Here is a 23,041-nt window from a genome sequence, read left to right as displayed (position 1 = left end):
TCGGGCGGAAGTGACGAATGGCCAGTGGGCCCGGCTTGAGTCTCTGCTGCCGCGAGGGCACCTGGCGTCGGCGTACACGCCGGGTGCTCACCCGCGTACGGCTGAACCTGCTCGGACAGTCGGGCGTGTCGTGGCTGGGGCGAAGAGGGCCGATGCTTGACGCTTTGGTCGTGCGGTCGCCTGCCCGCTGACCCGCTGTCCCGCTGACCGGCAACAGGAGTTGAGACGCATGCTCGTGCTGAGCCGTTCGCAGGTCGAGGACCTGCTCGACATGGACTCGCTGATCGATGCCCTGGCCCCGGCGATGGCAGACCTCAGTGCGGGCCGTGCCTCGGTGCCGGACCGCGTCGCCGCCCTGGTGCCCGAACGCGATGGATTTCTGGCGGCCATGCCGGGTTTCCTGGCATCGGCCGGGACGCTCATGACCAAGCTGGTGTCACTCTTTCCTCACAACGACGGGGTTCGGCTGCCGACCCATCAGGCGCTGATCGTGGCGTTCGATCCGGACACCGGCGAGCCCGCTGCCCTGCTGGACGGCACGGCCATCACGGCGGCGCGGACCGGCGCCTGTTCCGCGTTGTCGGCGCGGCTGCTGGCCCGCGAGGACGCGTCGGTACTGGCCGTGCTGGGCACTGGCGTACAGGCCCGGTCCCACGCTCGCGCGATCTGCCGGGTCCGCCCGATCCGGCAGATCCGTGTGGCCGGCCGGAACCCGGCGAGAGCCGCCGCCCTGGCCGAAGAGCTGGCCTCCGTCATCGAGGCCGACGTCCGAGCCGCCGGAAGCTACGCCGAGGCCCTGGACGGCGCGGACATCGCCGCGGCGACGACACACGCCATCGAACCCGTCATCCGGCGCCCCTGGCTGACACCCGGGGTGCACATCACGTCGGTGGGTTACAACCCGGCCGGCCGCGAGATCGACGACGCCACGGTCGTCGAGGCGCTGGTGTGTGTCGAATCGCGCCAAGCCGTGCTCGCCCCACCACCTGCGGGCAGCAACGACTTGCTCATGCCGATCCGCGACGGCCTCATCACAGCCGACCACGTGCATGCGGAACTGGGTGAACTCATCGCCGGCAGCAAGCCGGGACGCACCGCACCGGATCAGATCACCCTCTTCAAATCGGTCGGGGTGGCCGTACAGGACGCCGCGGCCACGGCTCTGGTCGTCGCGGCCGCCCGCCGGCGATCGATCGGCGAGGAGATCGCTCTGTGGTGACGCGCCGGCAATAGAGGGCCAACCCCCGCCCCGGTGGGCGCGAGCCGGGTGTCAGCGAGGACGGCGGAAGGTGGTCCGGTAGGTCTGTGGTGTCGTGCCGGTGACGCGCTTGAACCGTTCGCGGAAGGCGGTCGCGGATCCGAAACCGGCCTGCACGGCGATGCGTTCGACGGAATGGTCGCTGTGCTCAAGCAGGTACTGGGCGTGTCGCACGCGTGCGCGGAGCAGCCATTGCAGCGGGGTCGTACCGGTCTGTTCGCGGAAGCGGCGGCTGAAGGTACGGGTGCTCATGGCGCAGCGGGCAGCCATGGCCTCCAGAGTGAGGTCTTCGCCGAGATGGTCCTGGATCCAGGCCAGTGTCGGTTCCAGAAGTGAGCCGCGAGGCAGCGGCGGCGGTGCCTGGACGATGTACTGGGCCTGGCCGCCCTCCCGTTCCAGGGGGGTGACGGCCAGTCGGGCCGCGTCCGCGGCGACGGCCGAGCCCAGGTCGCGGCGGACCAGGTGCAAGCACAGATCCATGCCGGCGGAGGCCCCGGCGGAAGTGAGCAGTTGGCCGTTGTCCACGTAGAGCACGTCCGGGCGCACCTCGATATCCGGGTACTGCTCGGCGAGTTGACCGGCGGCTATCCAATGGGTGGTGGCGGCAAGGCCGTCCAGCAGGCCGGTGGCGGCCAAAGTGAATGCGCCGCCACAGATCGAGGCGATGCGCGCGCCGTCGGCTGCGGCGTCACACAGTGCCTGGAGCGCTTCGGCCGGGGGCGGCCCCGCGTGCTCCTCCCGGCCGGGCACGATGATCGTGTCGGCACCGGCGAGGCCGTCAAGTCCCCAGGGCACCCGGATGGTGAACGTCTCGGTCGGCACTTCCGGCCGGGTTCCACAGACGCGCACCCGGTAGGGGCGCCGCCCGTCCGGCAGGCGTACGCGTCCGAACACCTCGACCGGGATGGCCATGTCGAAGGCCACCGTCTGGTCCAGCGCGAGAATCGCCACGGTGTGCATCCACGCAGGTTACGCCCACTTCCCGCCGTAACGCATGGCACAGGTGGGGGAGTTGGGCGTCGCGAAAGCACTGGTTGGAGAAGTGGCGAGAACCCGTTGGGGTGTGTCATTCGAGCCCATGGTCGGGGTCTGCCGCGCCGCCTAGCGTGAGCGCGGCAGACATGAACCGAGGGAAATGTGAGTCGCCGATGCTGGCACAGTTCGTCCTCTTCGATGGATTCGACCCGTTGGACGTCATCGCTCCGTTCGAGATCTTCAGCGCCGCCCGGGCCTTCACCGATCAGGTGGCCGTCGAACTGGCCAGCGCGGAAGGAGCCAGGCAGGTGCCGAGCGGCATACCCGGTGTCGCGCTGACGGCCGCCGCTCTTCTGGCCCCGGAGCGCGCGGACTTGGTCGTTGTGCCGGGCGCGGCCGGGAGCCTCCCGGGGCAGGGCACGGAGGCGGCCCCCGAGGAACGGATTCCCGCGATCCTCGGCCGCGCGCTGACCACGGAACTCCCGAGCTTGCTGGCCGACGCGCTGGCCGCGCCGGGCACCACAGTGGCCACGGTCTGCGGCGGGTCGCTGGTGCTGTCGATGGCCGGGCTCGTGCGTGGCCGCCACGCCACCACCCATCACCAGGGCCTGGACCTGCTGGGCGCGGGCGGTGCGCACCTCGCCCCGGGCCGGGTCGTCGACGACGGCGACCTCGTCACCGCCGGCGGCGTCACCTCCGGCCTCGATCTGGGCCTGTATCTGCTGGAACGTGAGGTCGGGCCCAAAGTCGCGCTCGCGGTGGAGCAGCTGTTCGCCCACGAGCGCCGAGGCGTCGTCTGGCGCGACCAGGGGTGTGAGCCGATGTCCCCCGCCGTCGTCGCCGCCGAGCCGCCGCGGTGACCCCGCTCCTGCTCATCCTGCACGTGCTCGCGGCGATCGTCGCCGTCGGCCCGGTGACCGTCGCGGCCAGCATGTTTCCCGCCGCGGCCCGCCGTGCCGCCGGCCCGTTCGACGAGCACGAGACGCTTGCCACGGTACGGGTGCTGCACCGCGTCTGCCGGGTCTACGCCGCCCTCGGCCTGGCCGTTCCCGTTCTCGGGTTCGCCACCGCGAGCGGGCTGCACGTCCTGGGCAGCCCCTGGCTGATCGTGTCGATCGCGCTGACGGGCGCAGCCGCCCTGGTGCTGGCGCTGCTCGTTCTGCCGGCCCAGGAACGCCTCCTCGCCCAGCTGGCCGGGTCCCCGGCCGGGACGGTGGCCGTCGAGCGCGCGCAGACCGCCCGCCTGGCCATGCTGACCGGCACCTTCAACCTGCTCTGGGCGACGGTCACCGTCCTGATGATTCTCCGCCCCGGCTCCACCACGGGAGTGTGACTCATGGCTGTCGACTCCGTACCCGCGCAACGGCTCGCACGCAGGCCGCTGCGCGCGTCGGCGACCATCGAACTGGTCAGCCTCGCCGTGTTGTTGGTCAACCTCGCCACTGTGGACGTCCGGGAGATCGCCGCGCTGTTCGGGCCCGTGCACGGGGTCGCCTGGCTTTTCGGCGTCCTGGCCACCCGGCGCGATCCACGGGCCGGCACCGAAGCCACGCTGCGCGCCGTCATCCCTGGCATCGGGGGCCTGCTCGCGCTCCGTGCCCTGGAGCGTGACGACGCGCGGGCCGCTCCGGTTACCGGATCGGAGGCACGATGAGAGCCCGCCTTCCCGGGCTCGCGGCCACGGCCGCGCCGACGCTGGCGTTCGTGGCCGCCTACGGTGCCGGCGGACTGCGGGTCGCCCTCGTGGCGGCCACGGCGGCCGGTGTCCTGGTCCTCGCGTGTGCTCTGTGGACCCGCCGGTACCTCCAGCATGCGGCGGTGGGCGCGCTGCTGGCGGTGGCCTGCGCGGCCGTGGCGGTCGGTACCGGGCAGGCCCGGGGCTTCTTCCTGCTGCCCATGCTGCTGCCCGCGGCGTCCTCGGCGGCCTGCCTTCTGTCGGTGCTGGCGGGCCGTCCCCTGGCCGGCCTGGTCGCGAACCGGGTCGTGGGCGGCCCACCGCGCTGGCGGTCACACCGGGCCCTGCACCGGTTCTATCGCTGGATGACGGTGTGCGTCGGTCTGGTGTGCCTGGCGAGTCTGGCCGCGCAGGCCGCCCTGTACAGCCGTGCGGAGGTCGCCTGGCTCGGTGTTCTCCACGTCGTCATGGGAGCCCTGTGGCCCGCGATCACCGCCGCGACGCTCGCCCTGTCACGCATGGCCGTGGCCCGTCATCGCGACTCGGGTGCCTCCGTCCGGCGGCGCATCGGGCTACCCAAGGTGCGAGGCCGTCGTCCCAGTGTCGAGTAACGTCGCCCGTCGCCCCGGCTGGATTCACCCGGCCGGGGCGACACCCCAGGCGCCCGTGGCGGTGAAGCGCTCCATGTCGGAGAGCTGGCCGTCCAGGTGCCACCCCTTGGCCTCTGTCCATGTGTCGTTGTAATAGGTCTCCCGGTAGGTCTCACCGCCGTCCCCCACGACCATGACGACCGGCCCCTGAAGACCCACCCGCCGCATGCGGTCCAGCACTTGGAACGCGCCCCACAGGCAGCTGCCGGAGGAGGGCCCCGCCATCAACCCGGTGACCGCGCGCAGATGCCTCATCGCGGTCACACTCGCCACGTCCGGCACCGGAATCACCAAATCGACCACGGACGGATCGAAGGCGGGCTCCATGCGCGGCCGGCCGATCCCCTCGATGCGGGACGGCATGCCGGTGGTGTATCCGGGAAAGTCCGCGGCCCATCCGGGGAAGTACGCCGAGTTCTCAGGATCGACCACGGCGAGTCTCGTCCCCACCCCGCGCATCCGGAGATACCGGCAGACGGCGGCCGACGTGGCCCCGGTTCCCACTCCCACGACGATCCATGCCGGCGCGGGCTCCCCAACCTTCTCCATGTCACCCAGGATCTGGGCTCCCAGACTTGCCGGCCCGCTCCAGTCGACAGCGCCCCCCACCCGTTCCAGATGGTCCAGACAGTGGCCGCCCGACTCCTCGGCCAGGGAGCGTGCCTTCCGGTAAACCTCAAGCGGCGGGTCGAAGGGTACGCACCGTCCGCCCTGCGCCTCTATCCGCTGCCGTTTGGCCACTCCGGTCCTCCCCGGCACGACAGCTGTGTACGGCAGCCCGAGGAGCCGTGCGAAGTGGGCCTGTGCGACGGCCATATTGCCGCTGGTGGCCTCGAACAGCGGAGTGTCGGGCCCGATCTCATTGGCGCGCAGGGCGTCGAGCAACAGATCACGGGCGGGCCCGTGCTTCAGGCTTCCTGTCGGCCGCCGCGACTCGTCCTTCAGATACAGCGCAGTCCCGGGCGGTCCGGCGAGTGGGAACGCCCGCAGCGGCGTGGGGGGCGTTCGCCCGGTCGGCCAGCAGCATCTCGATCGCCCGGCTGGACCAGGCACGGTCCTTCTCGTCCCCGTTTTTCCGTGCCACGTGATGCGTCTCCGTTCGCGAATCTCGTATCTCGTAGCCGGGCCGTCGTGGGCAACCTCCCCCGGGTTGGCGGAAGTTCGCGCCCAGACCCTCTCGTCCGGTGGACGACTGGATCGTATGGTGTACGAGACCAACCGTGAAGAAGCCCACTGGGTCATCGCCGTCGCCGAGCACGGCTGGACGGACCCGCGGTCCCGCCGCCGGGCGCCGCACTCGTGAGCGCGATCCCGCCGGCCCGGGCCGACACTGCCTCTGGCGTCGCCGGGAAGCGAGGTCACAGCACCTTGTCGACCAACCCGTCGATGTAGTCCGGCGTGAGCGGGACGATGCCGAACAGGACGCGGATGTACATCGGGGCCAGGACGTGGTCCAGGACGTCGAGCGCGTCGGGGGCGGGCTCGCCACGGTCGCGGGACCGGTCGAGCATGGACTGCAACTGCCGCATGCGTTCGGCGAGGATGTCGTCGCCTGCCCGCAGGCCCTGCTGACCGTTGGCCGACAGGGCGACGGCCAGGTGCAGCACCGCCGGCCCGTCGGGTCCGGTGATCTCGCGTGCCACGGCGGCCGCGTAGGTGCGCAGGTCGCCGCGCAGGCTCCCGGTGTCAGGCATCGGCGACCGCGCGTTGAGGCGGGCGAGCGCCACATCGGAGAGCAAGTTGTCCAGGTTGCCCCAGCGACGGTAGATGCTGCTGTCGGCCACGCCCGCGCGGGCGGCGACCTCGCCGACGGTGAAGTTCCCGTAGCCGCGCTCGCCGATCAGGTCCGTGACCGCCTGGTGCACCGTCGCGGCGACGCGGGCGCTGCGCCCACCCGGCCGCCGGACCGGCTGACGTTCGTTCATGCCCGTACTCATGCCCCCACCTTAACGCAGTCGGCACTTGCGTTTGCGGGCGGGCTCGACGTATGGTCCCCTAACGCAACCACCAACTGCGTTAGAGGATTTGAGAGGGGTTCCCCCTGTCCGCATCACATACGGCCGAAGGCGGCGAAGGTAGCGGAGGTAGCCGGCCCAACCGGGCCGTGCTGCTCACCCTGACCTGCCTCGGTCAATTCATGGTCCTGCTCGACAACACGATCGTCGGAGCCGCCCTGCCCGATATGCAGCATCGCCTGCACACGCAGTTGACCGGTCTGCAATGGATCGTCGACGCGTACGTCCTGCTGGTCGCCATGCTGCTGCTGTCCGGCGGAATCTTCGCCGACCGGTTCGGCCGCAAGCGTGTGTACTTGACCGGCGTCGCGGTCTTCACCGTCGCGTCGGTGCTGTGCAGCCTCGCGCCCTCGCTCGGGTGGCTGGTCGCCGGCCGGGTTCTCCAGGGCGTCGGCGCTGCCGCGTTGAGCCCCGCGTCGCTGGCCCTGCTGGCCGCGGCCCATCCCGAGCCGAAGGAACGGGTCAAGGCGATCGGGCTGTGGGCCGGACTCAGCGGAGTCGGCCTGGCCGCGGGTCCCGTGGCCGGCGGCGTGCTGACGGATGCCTTCGGCTGGCCCGCCATCTTCCTGGTCAACCTCCCCATCGGCGCGGTCCTTCTCCTGGTCGGCCTGTGCGGCCTCGAGGAAACCCGCAATCCGAGCGCCCCCGCGATCGACATCCCGGGGACGGCGCTGTCCGTCCTGGGGGTGGGGGCGATGACCTACGGGCTGGTCGAGGGCGGCGCCCGGGGCTGGACATCCCCAGCGATCCTGGGCAGCTTCACCGCCGCGGTGGTCCTCCTTGCCGCCTTCGTCGCCGTCGAAGCGCGCCGCTGCGCCCCGATGCTGCCGCTGCGGCTGTTCCAGCAGCGCCTGTTCACCGTCTCCAACACCGCCATGATCGTGGTGGGGTTCGCGCTCATGGGGTCGTCGTTCTTCTTCTCCCAGTTCTTCGTCTACGTGCAGGGCAGCTCGATCCTGGACGCCGGCCTGCGGACCCTGCCGCTGTCCCTCGCCATGGTGATCGTCAGTCCGTACGCGGGACGGCTCGCCGCACGGTACGGCTTCCGCGCCGTGGTCACCGCCGGTCTGGTCCTGGCCGGTCTGGGACTGCTGGCGCTCGGCACGGTGCACGCCGACACCGGTTACGGCAACGTGTGGTGGCGGCTGGGGGCCGTCGGCAGCGGCTTCGCTCTGACCATGTCCCCCCTGACCGGAGCCGCCATCCAGGCGGTCAGCGCACGAGAAGGCGGCCTCGCGTCGGGCATCAGCAGCACCACCCGGCAGGTCGGCGCGGTGCTCGGCGTGGCGGTACTCGGAGCCGTCGTCCGCGCCCGGCAATCCGGCGGCGCGTCCTTCGCGACCGGGCTCAACAGCGCCTTCGTCGCGGCCGGCGCCATGACCCTGGCCACCGCCGTGTTCACCGGTCTGTGGCTGACGCGGTCCAAGTCTCCGGACGAGTCCGTGGTGGCTTTGGCGAAGTCCCACACGTCATGCTCGCTGGGGGAGGGTAGGTCCGTGCCGCTCACGGCGCCGACGCCAGCGTCGGGTGAAGCGTTCTGCCCGTCTGACTGTGTGTCAACAGTGCCTGGCCGTAAGGAAGTAGGCCCGGCCGGACGGCAGTAGGGGAGCGCGCTCTGTGAGGGCGCACGTGTGATCTCCGAGGCTGACGGGTCGCGCCGCCGACGAATCCAGGCCGACCGGGAGCAACCGCCCCGGCAGCGCTCGCGAACGCGCCCGATCCTCCGGTCCGCCCGAACAACACGCGAAAAGCCGCCCTGCGACAGTTGTCGCCCCGGCCCCAACCGAGAGGAACCTTCTTCGCGATGCCGCCTGTTCCCGCCGACCCCACCGTGCTCCACCCGATGCCCGAGCACCCGCGCGTGGTTCTGCTCAAGCCGCTGGTGACTTCGCCGCTCATCGAGGTCGGTGACTTCTCCTACTACGACGATCCGGACGACCCGACCGCGTTCGAGACGCGCAACGTCCTGTACCACTACGGTCCCGAGCGGCTGGTCATCGGCAAGTACTGCGCGCTGGGGACCGGTACCCGGTTCATCATGAACGGGGCCAACCACCGTATGGACGGTCCTTCCACCTTCCCGTTCCCCACCATGGGGGGCTCCTGGGCGGAGCACTTCGACCTGATCACCGGCCTGCCCGGCCGGGGTGACACGGTCGTCGGCAACGATGTGTGGTTCGGCCACGGCGCCACGGTCATGCCCGGTGTACGCATCGGCCACGGTGCGATCGTCGCCGCCGGGGCCATGGTCACCGGCGACGTCCCCGATTACGGCGTCGTCGGCGGCAACCCCGCCCGGCTCATCCGCACCCGTTACGACGCCGCCGACATCGCCCGGCTCCTCGCGGTGGCCTGGTGGGACTGGCCCGTACAGCACATCACCGAACACGTACGGACGATCATGGCGGGGACGGTCGCCGACCTGGAGGAGGCCGCCTTGCGGATCGGGCGGTCCTGACACGTCGCCCTCGCACCCCACATGAATGGGGGCAGCCGGGTTCGGACGGGTGGCCGCCGTCTGGCACTCTTGACGCTGTTGCGTCAAGAACACATCTGTGCTGCGTCAAGAAGTCGGCAGCGGCACATCAATACTCAGGAGACCCGCGTGGCCGGCCCCCTTCCATCCGGGGAGTACCTGGACGGGTACGACCGCATCCTGAGCGAGGTCTGTGCCACAGGCCGCCGGCTCACGCGTGACGAAGTGGAGTCGCGTCGGGTCCTGGGTGAGCGGGCCGCCGAAGCCGGCCACGGGCTGCGGGCATTGGTCCATCAGCACCTGGAGATGACCAGGGCCGCCTGCCCCGACCTGCCGCGCGCCTCCTTCGACCAAGTGCTGGCCGCGTTCGACCAGGTCATCGACGCGCTGGCCGAAGGACACGAGCGTGCCCAGCTTCTGGCGGTACGCCAGGAGGAAGCCGCCCGCCGCGAATTCATCGACGACCTCCTCTACGGCCGCAGCGATCCCGGCACCCTCGCCGAGCGCGCGGCACGGTTCGGGCTGCTGCTCTCGCACGCCCACGCCGTCGCCGTCGCCACGGGCCCGGAGGCCTACGACGACGCACACCCCGTGACGCGTCGCGTGGAACGGGCGCTCTTCGGGCGATTCCGCAATCGCCGCACCCTGTACGTCACCAAGGAGGGCCGGCTCGTCTGCGTCGCCCCGGCCGACCAGGAGGACGTCCTGCTGTACTTCGCCGAACAGGCGCACGCGGCGGCCGACGGCGCGCAGGTCGCCATCGGACGGTCCCAGCCCGGCGCCGGCGGAATCGCCCACTCCTACGAGGAAGCTCTCAACGCCCTCGACCTGGCCGGCCGCATGGGTCTCGACGATCCGGTCCTGCGCGCCGCCGATCTGCTGGTGTTCCCCGTCCTGATCCGTGACCGTCAGGCACTGGCCGACCTCGTACGGAGCGCACTGGCCCCGCTCCAGCGGACGAGAGGCGGAGCCCGGCCGATGCTGGAGACCCTGAACGCCTACTTCGAATCGGGATACGTCGCGGCCGAGGCGGCTCGCCGGCTGAGTCTCAGCGTGCGGGCCTTCACCTACCGCCTGGAGCGCATCCACCAGCTCACGGGAGCCGATCCGGCCGATCCGATACATCGCTACACCCTTCAGACCGCCGTCATCGGCGCCAGGCTGCTCGACTGGCCCGACAGCGAATTGTGAAACACGCCCCGTGTGCGGGGCGCGACAGTAAGCGGACCGCCGGGAAGGGGGCGGCCCTGGCGGTGAGGCCCCAGTGCCGGTCCTGACCGGGGGCGCGGTCCGCCCAGGCGGCAAAGTGGGCGAATAGGTAGAATTTACGGCATGGGACAGTGGCGGCCCAGCGCGGCGAGCCCGCCCGAACTCGTCCTGGAGACGGACTCCGGCTCCACGGTGATGAGTCCGAGCCGGGACTATCACGTCGGGCGCGACCCCTTGAGCGACATCGTCTTCGACGACGACCGTGTCTCATGGCACCACGCCGTCCTCCACGCCGAACTCGATCACTGGACGATCGAGGACGAGCACAGCACCAACGGCACGTACGCCGACGGACGGCGCGTCCAGGAGGGGGACATCGGGCCGGGCAGCGTCATCCGCTTCGGCGACGTCACGGACGGCCCCCGTGCGGTGCTCGTCGGCCGTGCTCCTCCCGGGCCGGCCCGCGCCGAGCGCCCCTCCCACGTCAGCATGCCCGCGGCCACGGGCACCTTCCGCCGGCCCACAACAGTGCGCGCGCTGCCCGCCCGCACGGTCCGTATCGGCCGCGCCGACGACAACGACGTGGTCATCGACGACCTGGTCGTCTCGCGCCGGCACGCCGAACTGCGCCTCCTCGCGGACGGTACGTACGAGATCGTCGACGTCGGCAGCCACAACGGCACCTACCTCAACGGCCAGCCGGTGGCCCGTGCCCCGGTCGCGCCGGGGGACATCGTGGGCGTCGGCCACCGTGCCTACTGCCTCGTGGGTGACGAGCTCCAGGAGTACGTCGACACGGGCGAGGTCTCGCTCGATGTCCAGGACCTGACGGTGACCGTCGACCGGGGCCGCAAAACGCTCCTCGACCAGGTCTCCTTCCCGGTGGGCGAAAAATGCCTGCTGGCCGTCGTGGGACCGAGCGGTGCCGGCAAGTCCACGCTGCTCAACGCCCTCACCGGGCTGCGCCCCGCCGACGGCGGCACCGTCCTCTACGACGGCCGCGACCTCTACCGCGACTACGCGGAGCTGCGCCAGCGCATCGGTCTCGTACCGCAGGACGACATCCTGCACGCCCAGCTCGCCGTGCGGCGCGCCCTCGGCTACGCCGCCGAACTGCGCTTCCCCCAGGACACCGAGCGGGTGGAACGCCGGGCCAGGGTCGACGAAGTCATCCGCGAACTCGGCCTGGAACAACGCGCCGACCAGCCCATTCACAGCCTCTCCGGCGGTCAGCGCAAACGCGTGAGCGTCGCACTGGAGCTGCTGACCAAACCGTCACTGCTCTTCCTCGACGAGCCGACGTCCGGGTTGGACCCCGGCATGGACCGCTCGGTGATGCACATGCTGCGCGGCCTCGCCGACGACGGGCGTACGGTCATCGTCGTCACGCACAGCGTGCTCAGCCTCGACGTGTGCGACCGGCTCCTGGTGCTCGCGGCGGGCGGCAGGATCGCCTACTACGGACCTCCGGGTGACGCGCTGCCGTTCTTCGGCTTCAGCCAGTGGCCGGAGGCGTTCGAAGCCTTCGAAGGGGACCATGACCGGGACTGGGCCCGGGAGTACCGGCGATCGCCGCTCCACCAGCGGTACATCGCCAACTCCTCCGCGCAGCCGTTCCCCGGCCCTCTCGCCCGGACCGGCGCGGACGCGCCCGCATCCTTCGCGCCGCCGCCGAAGCCGCAGAGCTGGGGGTCCCAACTCCGCACCCTGGTGCGGAGATACGCGGCCGCACTCGGCGCCGACCGGACCTTCCTCGCGATCATGATCGCGCTGCCCTTCGTGATGGGCGCCATGGCGCGCGCGCTCGCCGGGAGCAGACTGACGCAGGACACGGCGATGAACGCGCTGCTCATCCTGTGCGTGGGCGGCGTCCTGACGGGTGCCGCCAACGCCGTCCGGGAGCTGGTCAAGGAGCGCGTCATCTACCGGCGGGAACGGGCGGTGGGGCTCTCCAGATCGGCGTACCTGATGTCCAAGGTCGTCGTTCTGGGAACGATCACCGTGTTGCAGGCCGTCGTCCTGACCCTGGTCGCCCTGCTCGGCGTCGACCTCAACGCGCCCGGCGGCCAAGGCGTGCTCCTGCCACCGCTGGCCGAAGTCACCCTGGCGGTGGCCCTGTTGGCGTTCACCGCCATGATGCTCGGGCTCCTCGTATCGGCACTCGTGCGCAAGGAAGAGGTCACGATGCCGCTGCTCGTGCTCCTCGCCATCGTGCAGGTCGTGTTCTGCGGCGCTCTGCTCAAACTGAACGGGGTGCCCGGCATCGAACAACTCGCGTGGCTCGTGCCGTCGCGGTGGGCGCTCGGCGCGATGGCGGGGACCATCGGGCTCGGCAGAATCGTCCCGGGGGATCTGACCACCGACCCGCTGTTCCAGCACTCCCCGGGTGTCTGGCTGCTCAACCTGGGGATGCTGGTCGTCCTCTCGCTCGTCTTCGGATACGCGGTCGCGAGACTGCTGCGCCGCCATGAACCCGCCGTCATGCGGAAGTAGGAGCGCCGGCGATGACCACTGCGGACTTCCGCCCCACCCATGTCGTCCCCCAGGACGGGCTGCCCGCCTGGGAGGCGCCGGACGTGGAGCGTCCGACGGTTCCGCTGGACGCGCTGCTGCCCGTGCGGCTGGTCGACCGGCTCGGGGACTGGGGCCGGATCGTCTGCGCCAACGGCTGGTCGGCGTGGGTCGACGGCCGGCTCCTGGTCGCGGTGCCGCAGGAGCCGCCGGGCGCGCGCGGGCCGCTGACCCGCACGGCCGACCCGCGCCCGCTCCTGGCAAAGACCGAGGACGCCGTGGCCGGCTACCGGCGGGCGGTGGAGGAACTGGCGGGCGGGCGCGTGGACGGGGAGTCCTTCCGGCGCCGGACGCGCGGCCTGCGGGTGGGGATGGTCGTGGACGGCGAATCGGTATGGCTGTACGACGCGGAACACGAGCGGTGGGTGTACTGCGACGGGGTGCGGCTCAGTACGTACGCGGCGGAGGAGGGGCCCGGCGTGGAGGCGCGGGGTGGCGGCGATGGGGCGGGGGTGGATGCGGGGGCCGGGAGTGGGAGTGGGGCCGGGGTGGATGTCGACGCGGGCGCGGGCGGGGATGCCGGTGGCGGGGCGCGGCCGGAGCCGACGCGGGTGGTCGAGGCGGCGGTTTCTTCGCCCGACGCGGAGCCCACGGCTGTCGTCCCGGCTGTGCCGGATGTGACCGGGGGCGTACGGGGAGGGGCGGCGTCGGGGGAGACACGGGTGGTCGAGGCGGTGGCCGGGCCGGGGGCGGCGGGTCCTGCGGGTGGCGAGGAACCGGATCGGCCGGTCCCGGGTGCGCATGGCGCGGGTGCCGGGGGTGGGTCGGGGGCAGAGCCGACGCGGGTGGTTCCGGTTGTGGCCGATCCGGGGGCGGGGCCTGGCCCGGGTGGCGGGCGACCCGATCCGCCGGGGGAGTGGCCCCATCCACCGATTGAGCGACCCGATCCGCGGGGGGAGTGGTCCGATCCGCCGGTTGAGCGACCCGGCGCACCGCGTGAGCGGCCCGATCCGGCGGGCGAGCGACCCGTTCCACCGGTTGAGCGGTCCGTTCCGCAACGCCCGCCCGATGCGGCCGATCCGCCGCGCGGGCCCGGTGACGGGTGATGGCGCGCGCACTCGAGGACCCCGGTCCGAGCCCGCACTCCGGGCGGCCCTCCGAGCTGATCGGGCAGCAGATCGCGGGTTACCGGGTCGAGAGCGAGATCGGCCGGGGCGGCATGGCCGTCGTCTACCGCGCCAAGGACCTGCGCCTCGACCGGACCGTCGCCCTCAAGCTGCTCGCCCCCGAACTCGCCCGCAACGACACCTTCCGGCAGCGCTTCACGCACGAGTCACGCGTGGCCGCCGCGATCGAGCACCCGCACATCGTGCCCGTCTTCGAGGCGGGCGAGACGGACGGGGTGCTCTACATCGCCATGCGGTACGTCCCGGGGCGCGATCTGCGCCACCTGCTCGACCACGCGGGCCCGCTCTCCGTCGCGGCCGCCCTGCGCATCGCCACCCAGATCGCCTCCGCGCTCGACGCGGCGCACGACCACGGCCTGGTACACCGCGACGTCAAGCCCGGCAACATCCTCGTGGCCAAGGGCACGGACAGCGACCACCCCGAGCACGCCTACCTCACGGACTTCGGCCTCACCAAGAAGTCGCTCTCACTGACCGGATTCACGACCGTGGGCCAGTTCGTCGGGACCCTCGACTACGTGGCCCCGGAGCAGATATCGGGCCGCCCGGTGGACGGCCGCTGCGATGTCTACAGCCTGGCCTGTGTCGTGTACGAGACCATGGCGGGCGCACCGCCGTTCCGGCGCGACGACGACATCGCCCTCCTCTGGGCCCACCAGTACGACGAGCCGCCCCGCCTCACGGAGAAAAGGCCCGGGGTCGCCGCCGACCTCGACGCGGTCCTCGCGCAGGCGCTGGCCAAGAGCCCCGACGACCGGTACGCCTCCTGCCTCGCGTTCACCGCCGCGCTGCGGGCGGCGGCCACGGGAAGCACCGCGCCCGGCCACCCTCCGACGCGGGTGGATGGCCATAACGTAGGAGCATCGCCTGATCCCGGCGCGCCTCCGGAGCCACCTTCCTGGGCCCGGCCCGTCTTCCGTGGCCCGGCCGCCTGACCCGCGCCCGGTTCAGGCGGGGCCCGCCCCGGTCCGTGGCCCCGGGTCCGCCTCCACCTCGCCCCGCCGGTGGACTCGTCGCGCGAAGAGCCCGCCGAGGAACCCCGAGACCAGACCCCAGGCCACGGCGAGGAGCAGGGCCCGAACCAGCTGGGGCCGCAGCTCCACCAGGCCCGACAGGCCGCCACCGAGATCCCCGATGCCGAGGAGTGAGAGTCCGTAATGCGCCGATACGCCGGCGAGGAGGCAGACGGCGAGCACCGCGAGAGTCAGCGCCACCGCCATGTGCACGGCGTGCTGCCAGGCCCGCATCCGCGCCGGTGAACGGACCGCCATCAGGAACGCCGCCCCCAGGACCAGGACCGCCGCGACGACCAGCAGCCACCAGACCCGCCCGTCGTGGCCGGCGAGCGTGTGCAGGCTGAGCGTGGAGTCGTCCGGTGTGCGCAGGACGGCGTTGAGGACCTTCGGCATGGGCAGCCCGAACGGTCCGTCCACCCGGCCCTGCCAGGACGCGCCGAGACCGAGGGTGAAGGCGAGCCAGACGAGGTTGGGCAGCCCGAGCAGCAGGACCGCGAAGGTCGCGACGGCATGTCCCCGCGTCACGGCGACGACGACGCCGACGACGAACCCCAGGGCGACGTACGTCAACAGCAGGGCCACCATGGCGAATGCGGCGGGTCGTACCGACTCCTGGAAGCGCAGCAGGCGGCCGGGGAGGGGCGCCCGGCGCGAGACGAGCAGGACCACGACGAGGACGCCGGCGAGCCACAGCAGTCCGAAGACGAGGGTCAGCGGCACGTCGGTGTCGAACCCGGCTGTGGGCGAGGAGTCCAGGGCGTCCCCGATGTCGGCTGCGGGGCTGTTCCCGAGCCCGATCGCGAAGCGGTGCCGGGCGAGCAGGCCCAGACCGATGAGGAGCAGGAGCCAGAGCACCGCGATCCGGGCGGCCCACCCGGCGAGTTCCTTCACGTCGGCGACGGCCCGGTGCCGCAGCGGCCGCAGGAACCCGGCGGCGATCGCCAGAGCCCCGGCGAGGCTGACGGAGAGCGGGAGCACGGAGAGACCGGCGTTCGTCTGGGCGATCGCCCCGGCGTCACCGGAGAGCTCCACCGAGCCGCCCACCGCCATCACGACGACGGCCGCCACGACGTTCGGGAACGCGCCGCCGGGCAGGTCGGCGGCGCCCGCCGCCCAGAGACCGAGCGCGGCGACGACGGCCATGGCCACCAGGGAGGCGAGCACGGCCACCAGGGCGTGGGGCCAGCCGTGGGGTGCCCGTCGGCCCTGCTCCGCGCGTTGCGCCGCTGTCCGCCGAGGCGGTGTCTGCTCGCTCACGTTGTCACGCTAAGCAGCGCCGGACCGGCCCGCCCGTCGGAAGGGCCGACCGCGTCAGCTTGCGAGCACCCGGAAGCCGATGCACACAATGGGCGCGTAAGGGGATGAAACGTACGTCGTGGAATTCGCCGTGGTTGTGCTGCACGGCCGCCTGCGCCTACGTCAGGTCGGATCCCCTCCACCGCAACCGACTACGCCAGACCCCTCTACCGCAACCGATTACGCCAGACCCCCTCCACCGGATCCCTCCACTCCGGATCCCCCAACGCAGGGAAGAAGTGTTCGTGAGCGTCGAGTCGCCGTCGTCAGGACGCCCCACTGGACCGCCCTCGGGCCCGCTCTCGGGCCCCTCGCAGCCGAGCCCCGGCGGGCCGGGTGACACTCAAGCGGGCGCAACCCGCGCCGACTCGACGCCCCCTCCGGGGACCGAGCGGCCGTCGGGGCCGCCGAGCAGTGGCCCACCGAGCGGTCCGGACGGCGGCGGTGGGCACGGCGGCGGGCGCGGCGACGGGCCGGATGAGCCCGGCGCGGGCTCCGGCGCGGGCCACGGGCCGTCCCGTCCGTGGTGGAAGTCGGCGCCCCGCGTGGCGGCGCTGTCCGCCGCCGTGGTGGCGGCGGTGGTGCTGGCCGTCGTCCTCACGCGCCCTGACGGCTCGTCGAAGGGTTCGTCCGCCGCCGGCGGCGAGGTGCTTCTCCAGCCCGCGGCGAAGACGGGGCCCGCACCGTTCACCGATTCGACGGCCCGTGACTCCGCCCCGGCTTCCCCGATCGCGCTGCCGAGCTCGTCGGCCTCGGCCAATGTGACACGCGGTGTCGACGGCGCCGCCCCCGGCCTCTACGGCGGGACGCGGAACGTCACGAGCTGCGACGTGGAGAAGCAGATCGGCGCGCTCCAGAAAGACCCGGCCAAGAACAAGGCGTTCGCCTCCGTCCTCGGCGTCGAACCGTCCGGCGTTCCCGGCTATCTGCGCTCGCTCACGCCCGTACGGCTGCGGTTGGACACCCGCGTGACCAACCACGGCTACCGTGACGGCGCCGCCACCAGCTACCAGGCCGTGCTCCAGGCCGGCACCGCTGTACTCGTCGACGACCGCGGTCTGCCACGGGTTCGGTGCGCGTGCGGCAACCCGTTGCTGCCGCCCGTCGCCCAGAAGGGCACACCGAAGCGGACGGGCGAGGCGTGGCCCGGGTACCGGCCGTCGAACGTCGTGGTCGTGGCGCCCGCCGCACAGGTGGTGAACAAGTTCGTCGTGTACGACTCGGACCACGGCGCCTGGTTCGAACGGCACAAGGGCGACACGGGCAGCGGCGACACGAAGACGAAGCCGCCGGTGACCGGCCCGTCCTTGTCCCCGTCGTCCCCGTCCGAGTCGCCGTCCGGCAACGAGTCGCCCTCGCCGGCCGGGCCCTCGCCGTGCGCCTCGCTCTCCGGCGGCCCGTCCTCGGCGAAGTCCTGCCCGCCCGCGTCCTCCCCGCCCTCCTCGCCGGCCACGCAGCCCCCTTCCTCGCCGGCCACACATCCGCCTTCCTCGCCCGCCTCGCGGCCCCCGTCCTCGGCCGCGTCCTCGGCCTCGGCCTCGGAGAAGTCACCCGCGTCGTCCGAACCCGCACCGCCCTCGTCCCCGGGGGCGGGCGGGGGCTCATGACCCCATGGGTGCCGCTTTCCCGAAGTGACTGACGCAACGGCCAGTTCGAGTTCCGGCAGCCGGTCCAGCAGGGTCTCCCGCGCGCTGCGGAGACACGCCCGAAGTGCGGTGGCGGGACAGTATCAGCGGCGGTCGGCGCCGAATGTCTCACTTTCGCGCAGGACGGCGAGGGCGAAGGCCAAGCGCTTGTCGAGCCAGCCCTCCCGCATGACGAAGTACCAGGTCACGCTCCCGGTGGTGCGCGGCACGGTGAGGACGGCTTCGCCGCGCTCGCCCTTCGGGCCGTCCGTCTCCACGGCCCACACCACCGGCTTGAAGTCCGTCGCGCGGTCGCCTCCCTCGGCGCCGAAGGACAGCAAGGAGTCCACGACGCCCCCCAGGACGTGCCCCGCACCTCGCTCCGCGGATGCCAGCAGCCCACCCCGCGCCCAGTGGTGGCGGGCGACGACGGCGGGCTGCCCCACCTGTTCGAGCCACAACCCTTGGTACGTGAGCTTCTTGGTGATCGAAGTGCGCCGGACCGAGCCGAGTTCCTGGCCGCCCGCGTCGGTCACCCGGTAGCGATCGGAGCCGTCGGGCAGCACATTGCAAAGGAGTTGGCGGTTCCCCTCGTCCTCGAAGAGGAGGAAGCCGCCCTTGGAGAGCGTCGCGGGGGGCGCGGCCGGAACGATGTAGACACCGGGCACCATATGGTCCTCGCCCCCGCGACGGCGGTGGAAGCGGACCGCGTGAGGCCCCGCGCCCCGCTTCGACGCGCGGAACGTGTGCCGCGTCATCCTGCCGACGGTGAACTTGGTGATGTCGTTCCAGTGCACCGGCTCGAAGGGCTCCTCCGGCCTGCTCTTTCTTCCGAATGCCATGCGCTCCCCTCCTGGCCGCGACGTATCGCCCGTGGTCCGCCCCTCCCAAAAAAGCGCCGGGTCAGGCGGCGGGCCGCTTCGAAAGGGCGTCGATGTACTCGTCGAACGTGGCCACCTTGTCGGCGGGCGGCACCTCAGCCTTGAGACTGGTGCCGTAGTCGGAGTACTCCTCGACGATCGTCTCCTGCCCCTTCTCGCCCGAGCTGGTCTCCTGGGACTTCGCCACCAAGTCGTCCTTGCCGACCCACACGTCGATGACGGCCTGTTCCTTGCCGTTCTTCCGCATGACGTCGACGTACCAGTCGTGGCTGTCCTTGGTCATGGCGGCGCCCTGGTACTTGGCGAGTTCCGCGATGTTCACCGTTCCCCGGAAGTGGTCGGTGGGGCGCCCGCCGATCTGCTCCGAGCCGACCCACTTGCCGCTGCCCGTGGCGTTGAGCGCGCCCAGAAGCTCCGTCACAAGCCCGCGTGAGCGCGACATGTCGGTCTTCTTCTCGCCGGACGGATCAATCTTGAACCAGTCCTTGCCGGGGATCTTGTCGGTCTTCGTGTAGGCACCGTCGGCCGTGTCGACGAGGTACGTCTCGCCGCTCGGGTTGTCCGCCGTCTTGTTCCCGTGGATCCGCATGGAGGAGAAGAACGGCGTCCGCTGCCAGGCCATGTCACTGGAGGGCTCGTCGGCGGAAGCGCCCGACTGGCGGGTCCGGTAGGAGTTCTGCTCACCCATCTTCTTGGTGGCGGCCGGGAGAACCGACGCCGCGTCCTTGCGCTGTGACGCGGCCGCGGCGCTCTTGGCGTCCTGCTTCTTGGCGTCGCCCCCGCCCGTGCCGCTCCCGCTCGTGCCGCTCCCGCCGCAGGCGGTCAGGCCCACGGAGAGTACGACGGTGCCGACGACCGGCACGACACATGTCCTGAACTTGCGGACGGCCTTCACGTTCCCCACCCTTTACCCACTCATTAACCAAAGAGCGGGAAGCATATACACACATGTCACGACCGGTGGAATCAATATCCGGTCCGAGCGCCGACGCGGGCCCCTAGCGGATCCTGTTCCTGTCGAACCACAGAGTGGCCGCCGTGGGCAGGAGCCCCGCCCAGAAGAGGATGCGAGGGACGCCGAGTCCACTCCACGGCGGTGCGGCGATCAGCAGGGCGCACGTCGTGGCCCAGGCCGACTGGGCCAGGACCACGCGGGCCCAGAGGCGACGGCGGATCAGCGAGCGGACGTTGAGCTGCGCGCCGGCGCGCAGCTTGCGGTAGCGGCGCCACGCACCGAAGCCCCAGATCGCCGCCATGACCACCACGCACCACAGGCGCCGGCCGATCGGGAGGGGCAACTCCGGGACCGGGCCGTCGTCCGAGGGGAACAGGTTGATCATTCCGCCCGCCACGACCACACAGAGCACGGCGAGCCAGCGGGTGCCGCGCAGAAGGCGGTACGTGGCGTGGTCGAGTCGCTGGCGCATCTGCGGGGAGTCGGGATGGCTGGAGAGCGCGTCGGCGTACAACTCCGTGGCGCGGGCTGCATGCACGCCGGGCGCCTTCGCGGCCTTCTCCGTGCGGCGGGCGAGCGCTTCATGGTGGTGCGGGTCGAGGTGGAGGATCGCCTCGTCGAGCTGGTCGGCGACGGTGCCGTTGCCGGAAAGACTGGCGATGCGCTGGGCGACTTCGTGGGCGTAGACGCTCTCGGGGCCGAGGCGCAGCGCTTGCATGGCTATCTCGGCCGCCTCGCGGGAGACGCGGTCGATGTCGCTGAACTCAAGGCGCGTGACGCCGCTCGTCCTGGCGTACTGGATCACCGCTTCACGGAATACCGCGTCGGCGAGCATGGCCCGGGGGACGGGCTCCTCGGGGGCGATACGGATCGCCTCGCGCAGCACGGGTTCGACGGTGCGCCAGCCTTCGTCGCGCGTCATGGCGTGGGCGCGCAGCATCAGGGCGCCGTAGTCCTCGGGCGCCAGTTTCAGGGCCTCGGCGGACGCCTCCAGGGCCCGCTTGGGCTCCTCGGCGGCGAGGTGACAGTGGCCGAGCATGACCCAGGCGCGTACGTCCTCGGGGTCCTCGGCGAGACGGCCGCTCAGCAGCGCCCGCGCCTGGTCGTAGCGCTCGAAGTCCAGGAGCGCGGCAGCCTGTTCGAGTACCGGGTGGGGGGTGGTCACAGCTTGCGCCTCTTCTTGAGGTAGGCGACCAAGTCGTCGTACATGCCGCCGTCGTTCGCGTACATCGCGACGTTGCGTGCGGAGGCGAACCACGGCTCCGTCGAAGGGATGGTCTGTTTCGCGGCCTCGACGAGGTCCTTCATGCCGATCATGCGGACGACGCCGGTGCGTACCGAGTCGAGGAGCGCTGTCTCGGCAGCGGTCTCACACAGGTGGGCGAGATCCGCGCCGGACAGGCCGTCCGTCATCTTGACGAGTTTGCCCAAGTCGACCTTCTCGATGGGGCGTTCACGCAGGTGATAGCGGAGGATCGCCTCGCGGGCCGGAGCGTCGGGCGGCAGCACCAGCAAAGTGCGGTCGAAGCGGCCGGGGCGGCGCAGCGCGATGTCGACGTCCCAGGGGACATTGGTCGCCGCCAGCACGAAGACGCCCTCGTTGGCGCCTCCGTCGATGCCGTCCAGCTCGGTCAGGAGCTGGTTGACGGTGTTGCGCATACCCGCGCTCTGCGTACGGCTGCGCTTGCCGCCGAGCGCGTCCAGCTCGTCGAGGAAGACCACGCAGGGAGCCTGGCGCCGAGCCGTCTGGAAGAGCTCGTGCATGTTGCGCTCGGAGTTGCCGATCCACATGTCGAGGACGTCATTGACCGACACGGACAGGAAACTCGCGCCGAGCTCACCCGCGACGGCTCGCGCCACGAACGTCTTGCCGCAGCCGGGAGGCCCGTACAGCAGGAGGCCGCCGCGCAGGCTCTTGCCGTACAGGGCACGCAACTCGGGGTTTCGCAACGGCGCGAGGAACGCCGCCTCAAGGCGGTCCTTGACCTCCCGCATACCGCCGACATCGGCGAGGCGTACGGAGCCCGGCGCATCGACGTCCCATGCGGGCGAGCCGTCCGGATCACCGCTGCCGTCCGTGGCGAGGGGTTCCTCGACGAACCTCGGCGGGATCACATCCTTGACCTGGTCGGCGGCCGCCCCCCAGTTGAACGTGCCGGCCCCCTCGGGCTCGGTGGAGGTTTCCACCGGAGCCGACCCCTCCACCGGGGCCGCCGCCCCCACGGCACGCACCATCAGCGCCCTGGCCTCCGCGTCACTCGGTGCCTGCTGCAACGCGATCGCCACCTCGGTGACGGCATCCGCTTGCTGACCTGCGTCGAGCAACAGTCCGGCCAGGTGCAGACGTAGCGGCACGTCGGCGGGAGCGGCCTCAACGGCCGCGCGCAGGCTCCGTATCAAGGGGGAGGTCTCAGGCATGCCCCCACTTTACGGACCCGGCGCCCCGCCCATGCCGACCCCTCGCGTCTACGCGATGGTCGCTCGCGCCGGATGGTAGAGCTCCCGGGCGCGAGCGCGGATGGCCGGGGCGTCCTGATCCACGTGCAGGAAGTGTTCGGACTGCCACGCCTGCGCGGCGGCGGCCTGTCGGCTGGTCGTGGTCACCCAGGGCGGGAAGACGCGGAAGCCCCGCTTGCCCCCGACACCGTCAACCGTGACGACGCCGCGCGACCCGAGCACGTACAGGGGGAAGACGAACTGGCCGAAGTGCTGACCGTCGCGGCTGCTGATGACGAAGAGGTCGACCGGATCCGTGGCGTCGAAAGGCTGGATGGGTCCGCCAGGCGACCTCTTCCATACGGTCACGAACTGGCCGGCCTTGGTGGGAGTGGTCTTGGCCACGCGGAAGCGGACGGCGAGTCCGTCGAGGACGAAGGTGTGCGCGGCGTACTCGGCGCTCTCGGATTCGGCAACCGGCTGCGAGCCGGTGAAGCCACAAGGGTCGTAGACGAGTTGCTTCGCCGCCAGGAGATCGGCGTGCGTCGGGCTGAACTCCGACCACGGCTCCCACTCCGCCGGGCCCGGGTGCGAGCGGTGCGGAGAGATGTGCGCGCGGTTCGCCGTCATCTGCCCACCCTGTCACACGGGCGGGGACGGCGCTGACGGCGCTGACGTCACGGTCGCGGCCCGTTCGGTGCGGCATCGGGCCATGCAATGGTCCGGCTGCCGTGCCAACCCCGAACGTTCAGGGTTCAGGGACGGTGGATTACTGGTCAGTTATAAGGTGGTACGCCCGGGGCCCGTCAACTGCGACCGGAACAAGGGTTGTTGACGGAAGGGCTTACTCGGCTTACTTGGGACGGTTGCTGAACG

At 71.4% G+C, this 23,041-nt stretch carries 21 protein-coding genes; 12 read left to right on the top strand and 9 right to left on the bottom strand.

Annotation, left to right across the window (positions count from 1 at the left end; genetic code table 11):
• The first annotated feature begins 229 nt into the window (after nt 1-229).
• On the top strand, nt 230-1,219 hold the full coding sequence (locus ACFYM2_RS04405) for an ornithine cyclodeaminase family protein (RefSeq protein ID WP_358996161.1): 990 nt from the start codon (nt 230-232) through the stop codon (nt 1,217-1,219).
• Between the two features lie 51 nt (nt 1,220-1,270).
• On the opposite strand, the gene ACFYM2_RS04400 is transcribed toward ACFYM2_RS04405, so the two are convergent.
• On the bottom strand, nt 1,271-2,218 hold the full coding sequence (locus ACFYM2_RS04400) for a GlxA family transcriptional regulator (protein ID WP_388833256.1): 948 nt from the start codon (nt 2,216-2,218) through the stop codon (nt 1,271-1,273).
• Nucleotides 2,219-2,406: 188 nt separating this feature from the next.
• On the opposite strand from ACFYM2_RS04400, the gene ACFYM2_RS04395 reads away from it, so the two are divergent.
• From ACFYM2_RS04395 to ACFYM2_RS04380, 4 genes are read left to right on the top strand one after another with little or no spacing between them, the layout of a single operon-like run.
• Entirely contained in the window at nt 2,407-3,093 is a 687-nt protein-coding gene (locus ACFYM2_RS04395) for a DJ-1/PfpI family protein (protein ID WP_388833253.1), read from the top strand.
• On the top strand, nt 3,090-3,566 hold the full coding sequence (locus ACFYM2_RS04390; RefSeq protein ID WP_388833250.1) for a DUF2269 family protein: 477 nt from the start codon (nt 3,090-3,092) through the stop codon (nt 3,564-3,566). Before ACFYM2_RS04395 ends, ACFYM2_RS04390 begins: the two co-directional genes overlap by 4 nt.
• Before the next feature lie 3 nt (nt 3,567-3,569).
• Complete coding sequence (locus ACFYM2_RS04385) at nt 3,570-3,887, top strand: DUF3817 domain-containing protein (protein ID WP_388833247.1); 318 nt, start codon at nt 3,570-3,572, stop codon at nt 3,885-3,887.
• Complete coding sequence (locus tag ACFYM2_RS04380; RefSeq protein ID WP_358996148.1) at nt 3,884-4,519, top strand: DUF3159 domain-containing protein; 636 nt, start codon at nt 3,884-3,886, stop codon at nt 4,517-4,519. The genes ACFYM2_RS04385 and ACFYM2_RS04380 overlap by 4 nt, the downstream gene beginning before the upstream one ends.
• Nucleotides 4,520-4,543: 24 nt before the next feature.
• On the opposite strand, the gene ACFYM2_RS04375 is transcribed toward ACFYM2_RS04380, so the two are convergent.
• Nucleotides 4,544-5,800: a PLP-dependent cysteine synthase family protein gene (locus tag ACFYM2_RS04375; protein ID WP_388833244.1), complete on the bottom strand. Its 1,257-nt coding sequence runs from the start codon at nt 5,798-5,800 to the stop codon at nt 4,544-4,546.
• Nucleotides 5,801-5,916: 116 nt separating this feature from the next.
• Nucleotides 5,917-6,483: a TetR/AcrR family transcriptional regulator gene (locus ACFYM2_RS04370; protein ID WP_388834225.1), complete on the bottom strand. Its 567-nt coding sequence runs from the start codon at nt 6,481-6,483 to the stop codon at nt 5,917-5,919.
• 179 nt (nt 6,484-6,662) lie between these two features.
• On the opposite strand from ACFYM2_RS04370, the gene ACFYM2_RS04365 reads away from it, so the two are divergent.
• The 6 genes from ACFYM2_RS04365 (at nt 6,663) to ACFYM2_RS04340 (ending at nt 14,891) form a co-directional block, all read left to right on the top strand.
• Nucleotides 6,663-8,177, top strand: a complete 1,515-nt coding sequence (locus ACFYM2_RS04365) for an MFS transporter (protein ID WP_388833241.1) — start codon at nt 6,663-6,665, stop codon at nt 8,175-8,177.
• Nucleotides 8,178-8,377: 200 nt separating this feature from the next.
• Complete coding sequence (locus ACFYM2_RS04360; RefSeq protein ID WP_358996139.1) at nt 8,378-9,031, top strand: CatB-related O-acetyltransferase; 654 nt, start codon at nt 8,378-8,380, stop codon at nt 9,029-9,031.
• Between the two features lie 147 nt (nt 9,032-9,178).
• Nucleotides 9,179-10,240 (top strand): PucR family transcriptional regulator, encoded by a 1,062-nt coding sequence (locus ACFYM2_RS04355; RefSeq protein ID WP_388833237.1) that lies wholly within the window; start codon nt 9,179-9,181, stop codon nt 10,238-10,240.
• 141 nt (nt 10,241-10,381) lie between these two features.
• Entirely contained in the window at nt 10,382-12,751 is a 2,370-nt protein-coding gene (locus tag ACFYM2_RS04350) for an FHA domain-containing protein (RefSeq protein WP_388833234.1), read from the top strand.
• 11 nt (nt 12,752-12,762) lie between these two features.
• The gene (locus tag ACFYM2_RS04345) at nt 12,763-13,875 is read left to right on the top strand and encodes a hypothetical protein (RefSeq protein WP_388833230.1); all 1,113 of its coding nucleotides are present in this window, start codon (nt 12,763-12,765) and stop codon (nt 13,873-13,875) included.
• Entirely contained in the window at nt 13,875-14,891 is a 1,017-nt protein-coding gene (locus ACFYM2_RS04340; RefSeq protein ID WP_388833227.1) for a serine/threonine-protein kinase, read from the top strand. The genes ACFYM2_RS04345 and ACFYM2_RS04340 overlap by 1 nt, the downstream gene beginning before the upstream one ends.
• Before the next feature lie 12 nt (nt 14,892-14,903).
• Here ACFYM2_RS04340 and ACFYM2_RS04335 read toward each other — a convergent pair whose 3' ends face one another.
• The gene (locus tag ACFYM2_RS04335) at nt 14,904-16,229 is read right to left on the bottom strand and encodes a streptophobe family protein (RefSeq protein ID WP_388833224.1); all 1,326 of its coding nucleotides are present in this window, start codon (nt 16,227-16,229) and stop codon (nt 14,904-14,906) included.
• A gap of 284 nt (nt 16,230-16,513) precedes the next feature.
• Here ACFYM2_RS04335 and ACFYM2_RS04330 point away from each other — a divergent pair, with 284 nt between their 5' ends.
• Nucleotides 16,514-17,875, top strand: coding sequence for a DUF6777 domain-containing protein (locus tag ACFYM2_RS04330; protein WP_388833221.1), 1,362 nt, complete (start codon nt 16,514-16,516; stop codon nt 17,873-17,875).
• Between the two features lie 122 nt (nt 17,876-17,997).
• On the opposite strand, the gene ACFYM2_RS04325 is transcribed toward ACFYM2_RS04330, so the two are convergent.
• From ACFYM2_RS04325 to ACFYM2_RS04305, 5 genes are all read right to left on the bottom strand, one after another.
• The gene (locus ACFYM2_RS04325) at nt 17,998-18,735 is read right to left on the bottom strand and encodes a hypothetical protein (RefSeq protein WP_388833218.1); all 738 of its coding nucleotides are present in this window, start codon (nt 18,733-18,735) and stop codon (nt 17,998-18,000) included.
• 61 nt (nt 18,736-18,796) lie between these two features.
• Nucleotides 18,797-19,678, bottom strand: coding sequence for a hypothetical protein (locus ACFYM2_RS04320; RefSeq protein ID WP_388833215.1), 882 nt, complete (start codon nt 19,676-19,678; stop codon nt 18,797-18,799).
• A 94-nt stretch (nt 19,679-19,772) separates the two neighbouring features.
• Nucleotides 19,773-20,894 (bottom strand): tetratricopeptide repeat protein, encoded by a 1,122-nt coding sequence (locus ACFYM2_RS04315; protein WP_388833212.1) that lies wholly within the window; start codon nt 20,892-20,894, stop codon nt 19,773-19,775.
• The gene (locus ACFYM2_RS04310) at nt 20,891-22,147 is read right to left on the bottom strand and encodes an ATP-binding protein (protein WP_388833209.1); all 1,257 of its coding nucleotides are present in this window, start codon (nt 22,145-22,147) and stop codon (nt 20,891-20,893) included. Before ACFYM2_RS04310 ends, ACFYM2_RS04315 begins: the two co-directional genes overlap by 4 nt.
• 48 nt (nt 22,148-22,195) lie before the next feature.
• Nucleotides 22,196-22,795 carry a MepB family protein gene (locus ACFYM2_RS04305; RefSeq protein ID WP_388833205.1) on the bottom strand — a complete coding sequence of 200 codons (600 nt, stop codon included), beginning with the start codon at nt 22,793-22,795 and terminating at the stop codon, nt 22,196-22,198.
• Nucleotides 22,796-23,041: the final 246 nt, after the last annotated feature.

It is taken from the genome of Streptomyces sp. NPDC006711 (assembly GCF_042869775.1).
Taxonomy (GTDB): Bacteria; Actinomycetota; Actinomycetes; order Streptomycetales; family Streptomycetaceae; genus Streptomyces.
This window is presented reverse-complemented; position numbering and strand designations above follow the sequence as displayed.

Bases quoted from the DNA above. Each gene is read 5' to 3' on its own strand.
- ACFYM2_RS04405 (WP_358996161.1), top strand. From the start codon at position 230: ATGCTCGTGCTGAGCCGTTCGCAGGTCGAGGACCTGCTCGACATGGAC.
- ACFYM2_RS04400 (WP_388833256.1), bottom strand. From the start codon at position 2,218: ATGCACACCGTGGCGATTCTCGCGCTGGACCAGACGGTGGCCTTCGAC.
- ACFYM2_RS04395 (WP_388833253.1), top strand. From the start codon at position 2,407: ATGCTGGCACAGTTCGTCCTCTTCGATGGATTCGACCCGTTGGACGTC.
- ACFYM2_RS04385 (WP_388833247.1), top strand. From the start codon at position 3,570: ATGGCTGTCGACTCCGTACCCGCGCAACGGCTCGCACGCAGGCCGCTG.
- ACFYM2_RS04380 (WP_358996148.1), top strand. From the start codon at position 3,884: ATGAGAGCCCGCCTTCCCGGGCTCGCGGCCACGGCCGCGCCGACGCTG.
- ACFYM2_RS04375 (WP_388833244.1), bottom strand. From the start codon at position 5,800: ATGACCCAGTGGGCTTCTTCACGGTTGGTCTCGTACACCATACGATCC.
- ACFYM2_RS04370 (WP_388834225.1), bottom strand. From the start codon at position 6,483: ATGAACGAACGTCAGCCGGTCCGGCGGCCGGGTGGGCGCAGCGCCCGC.
- ACFYM2_RS04360 (WP_358996139.1), top strand. From the start codon at position 8,378: ATGCCGCCTGTTCCCGCCGACCCCACCGTGCTCCACCCGATGCCCGAG.
- ACFYM2_RS04350 (WP_388833234.1), top strand. From the start codon at position 10,382: ATGGGACAGTGGCGGCCCAGCGCGGCGAGCCCGCCCGAACTCGTCCTG.
- ACFYM2_RS04345 (WP_388833230.1), top strand. From the start codon at position 12,763: ATGACCACTGCGGACTTCCGCCCCACCCATGTCGTCCCCCAGGACGGG.
- ACFYM2_RS04340 (WP_388833227.1), top strand. From the start codon at position 13,875: ATGGCGCGCGCACTCGAGGACCCCGGTCCGAGCCCGCACTCCGGGCGG.
- ACFYM2_RS04325 (WP_388833218.1), bottom strand. From the start codon at position 18,735: ATGGCATTCGGAAGAAAGAGCAGGCCGGAGGAGCCCTTCGAGCCGGTG.
- ACFYM2_RS04310 (WP_388833209.1), bottom strand. From the start codon at position 22,147: ATGCCTGAGACCTCCCCCTTGATACGGAGCCTGCGCGCGGCCGTTGAG.
- ACFYM2_RS04305 (WP_388833205.1), bottom strand. From the start codon at position 22,795: ATGACGGCGAACCGCGCGCACATCTCTCCGCACCGCTCGCACCCGGGC.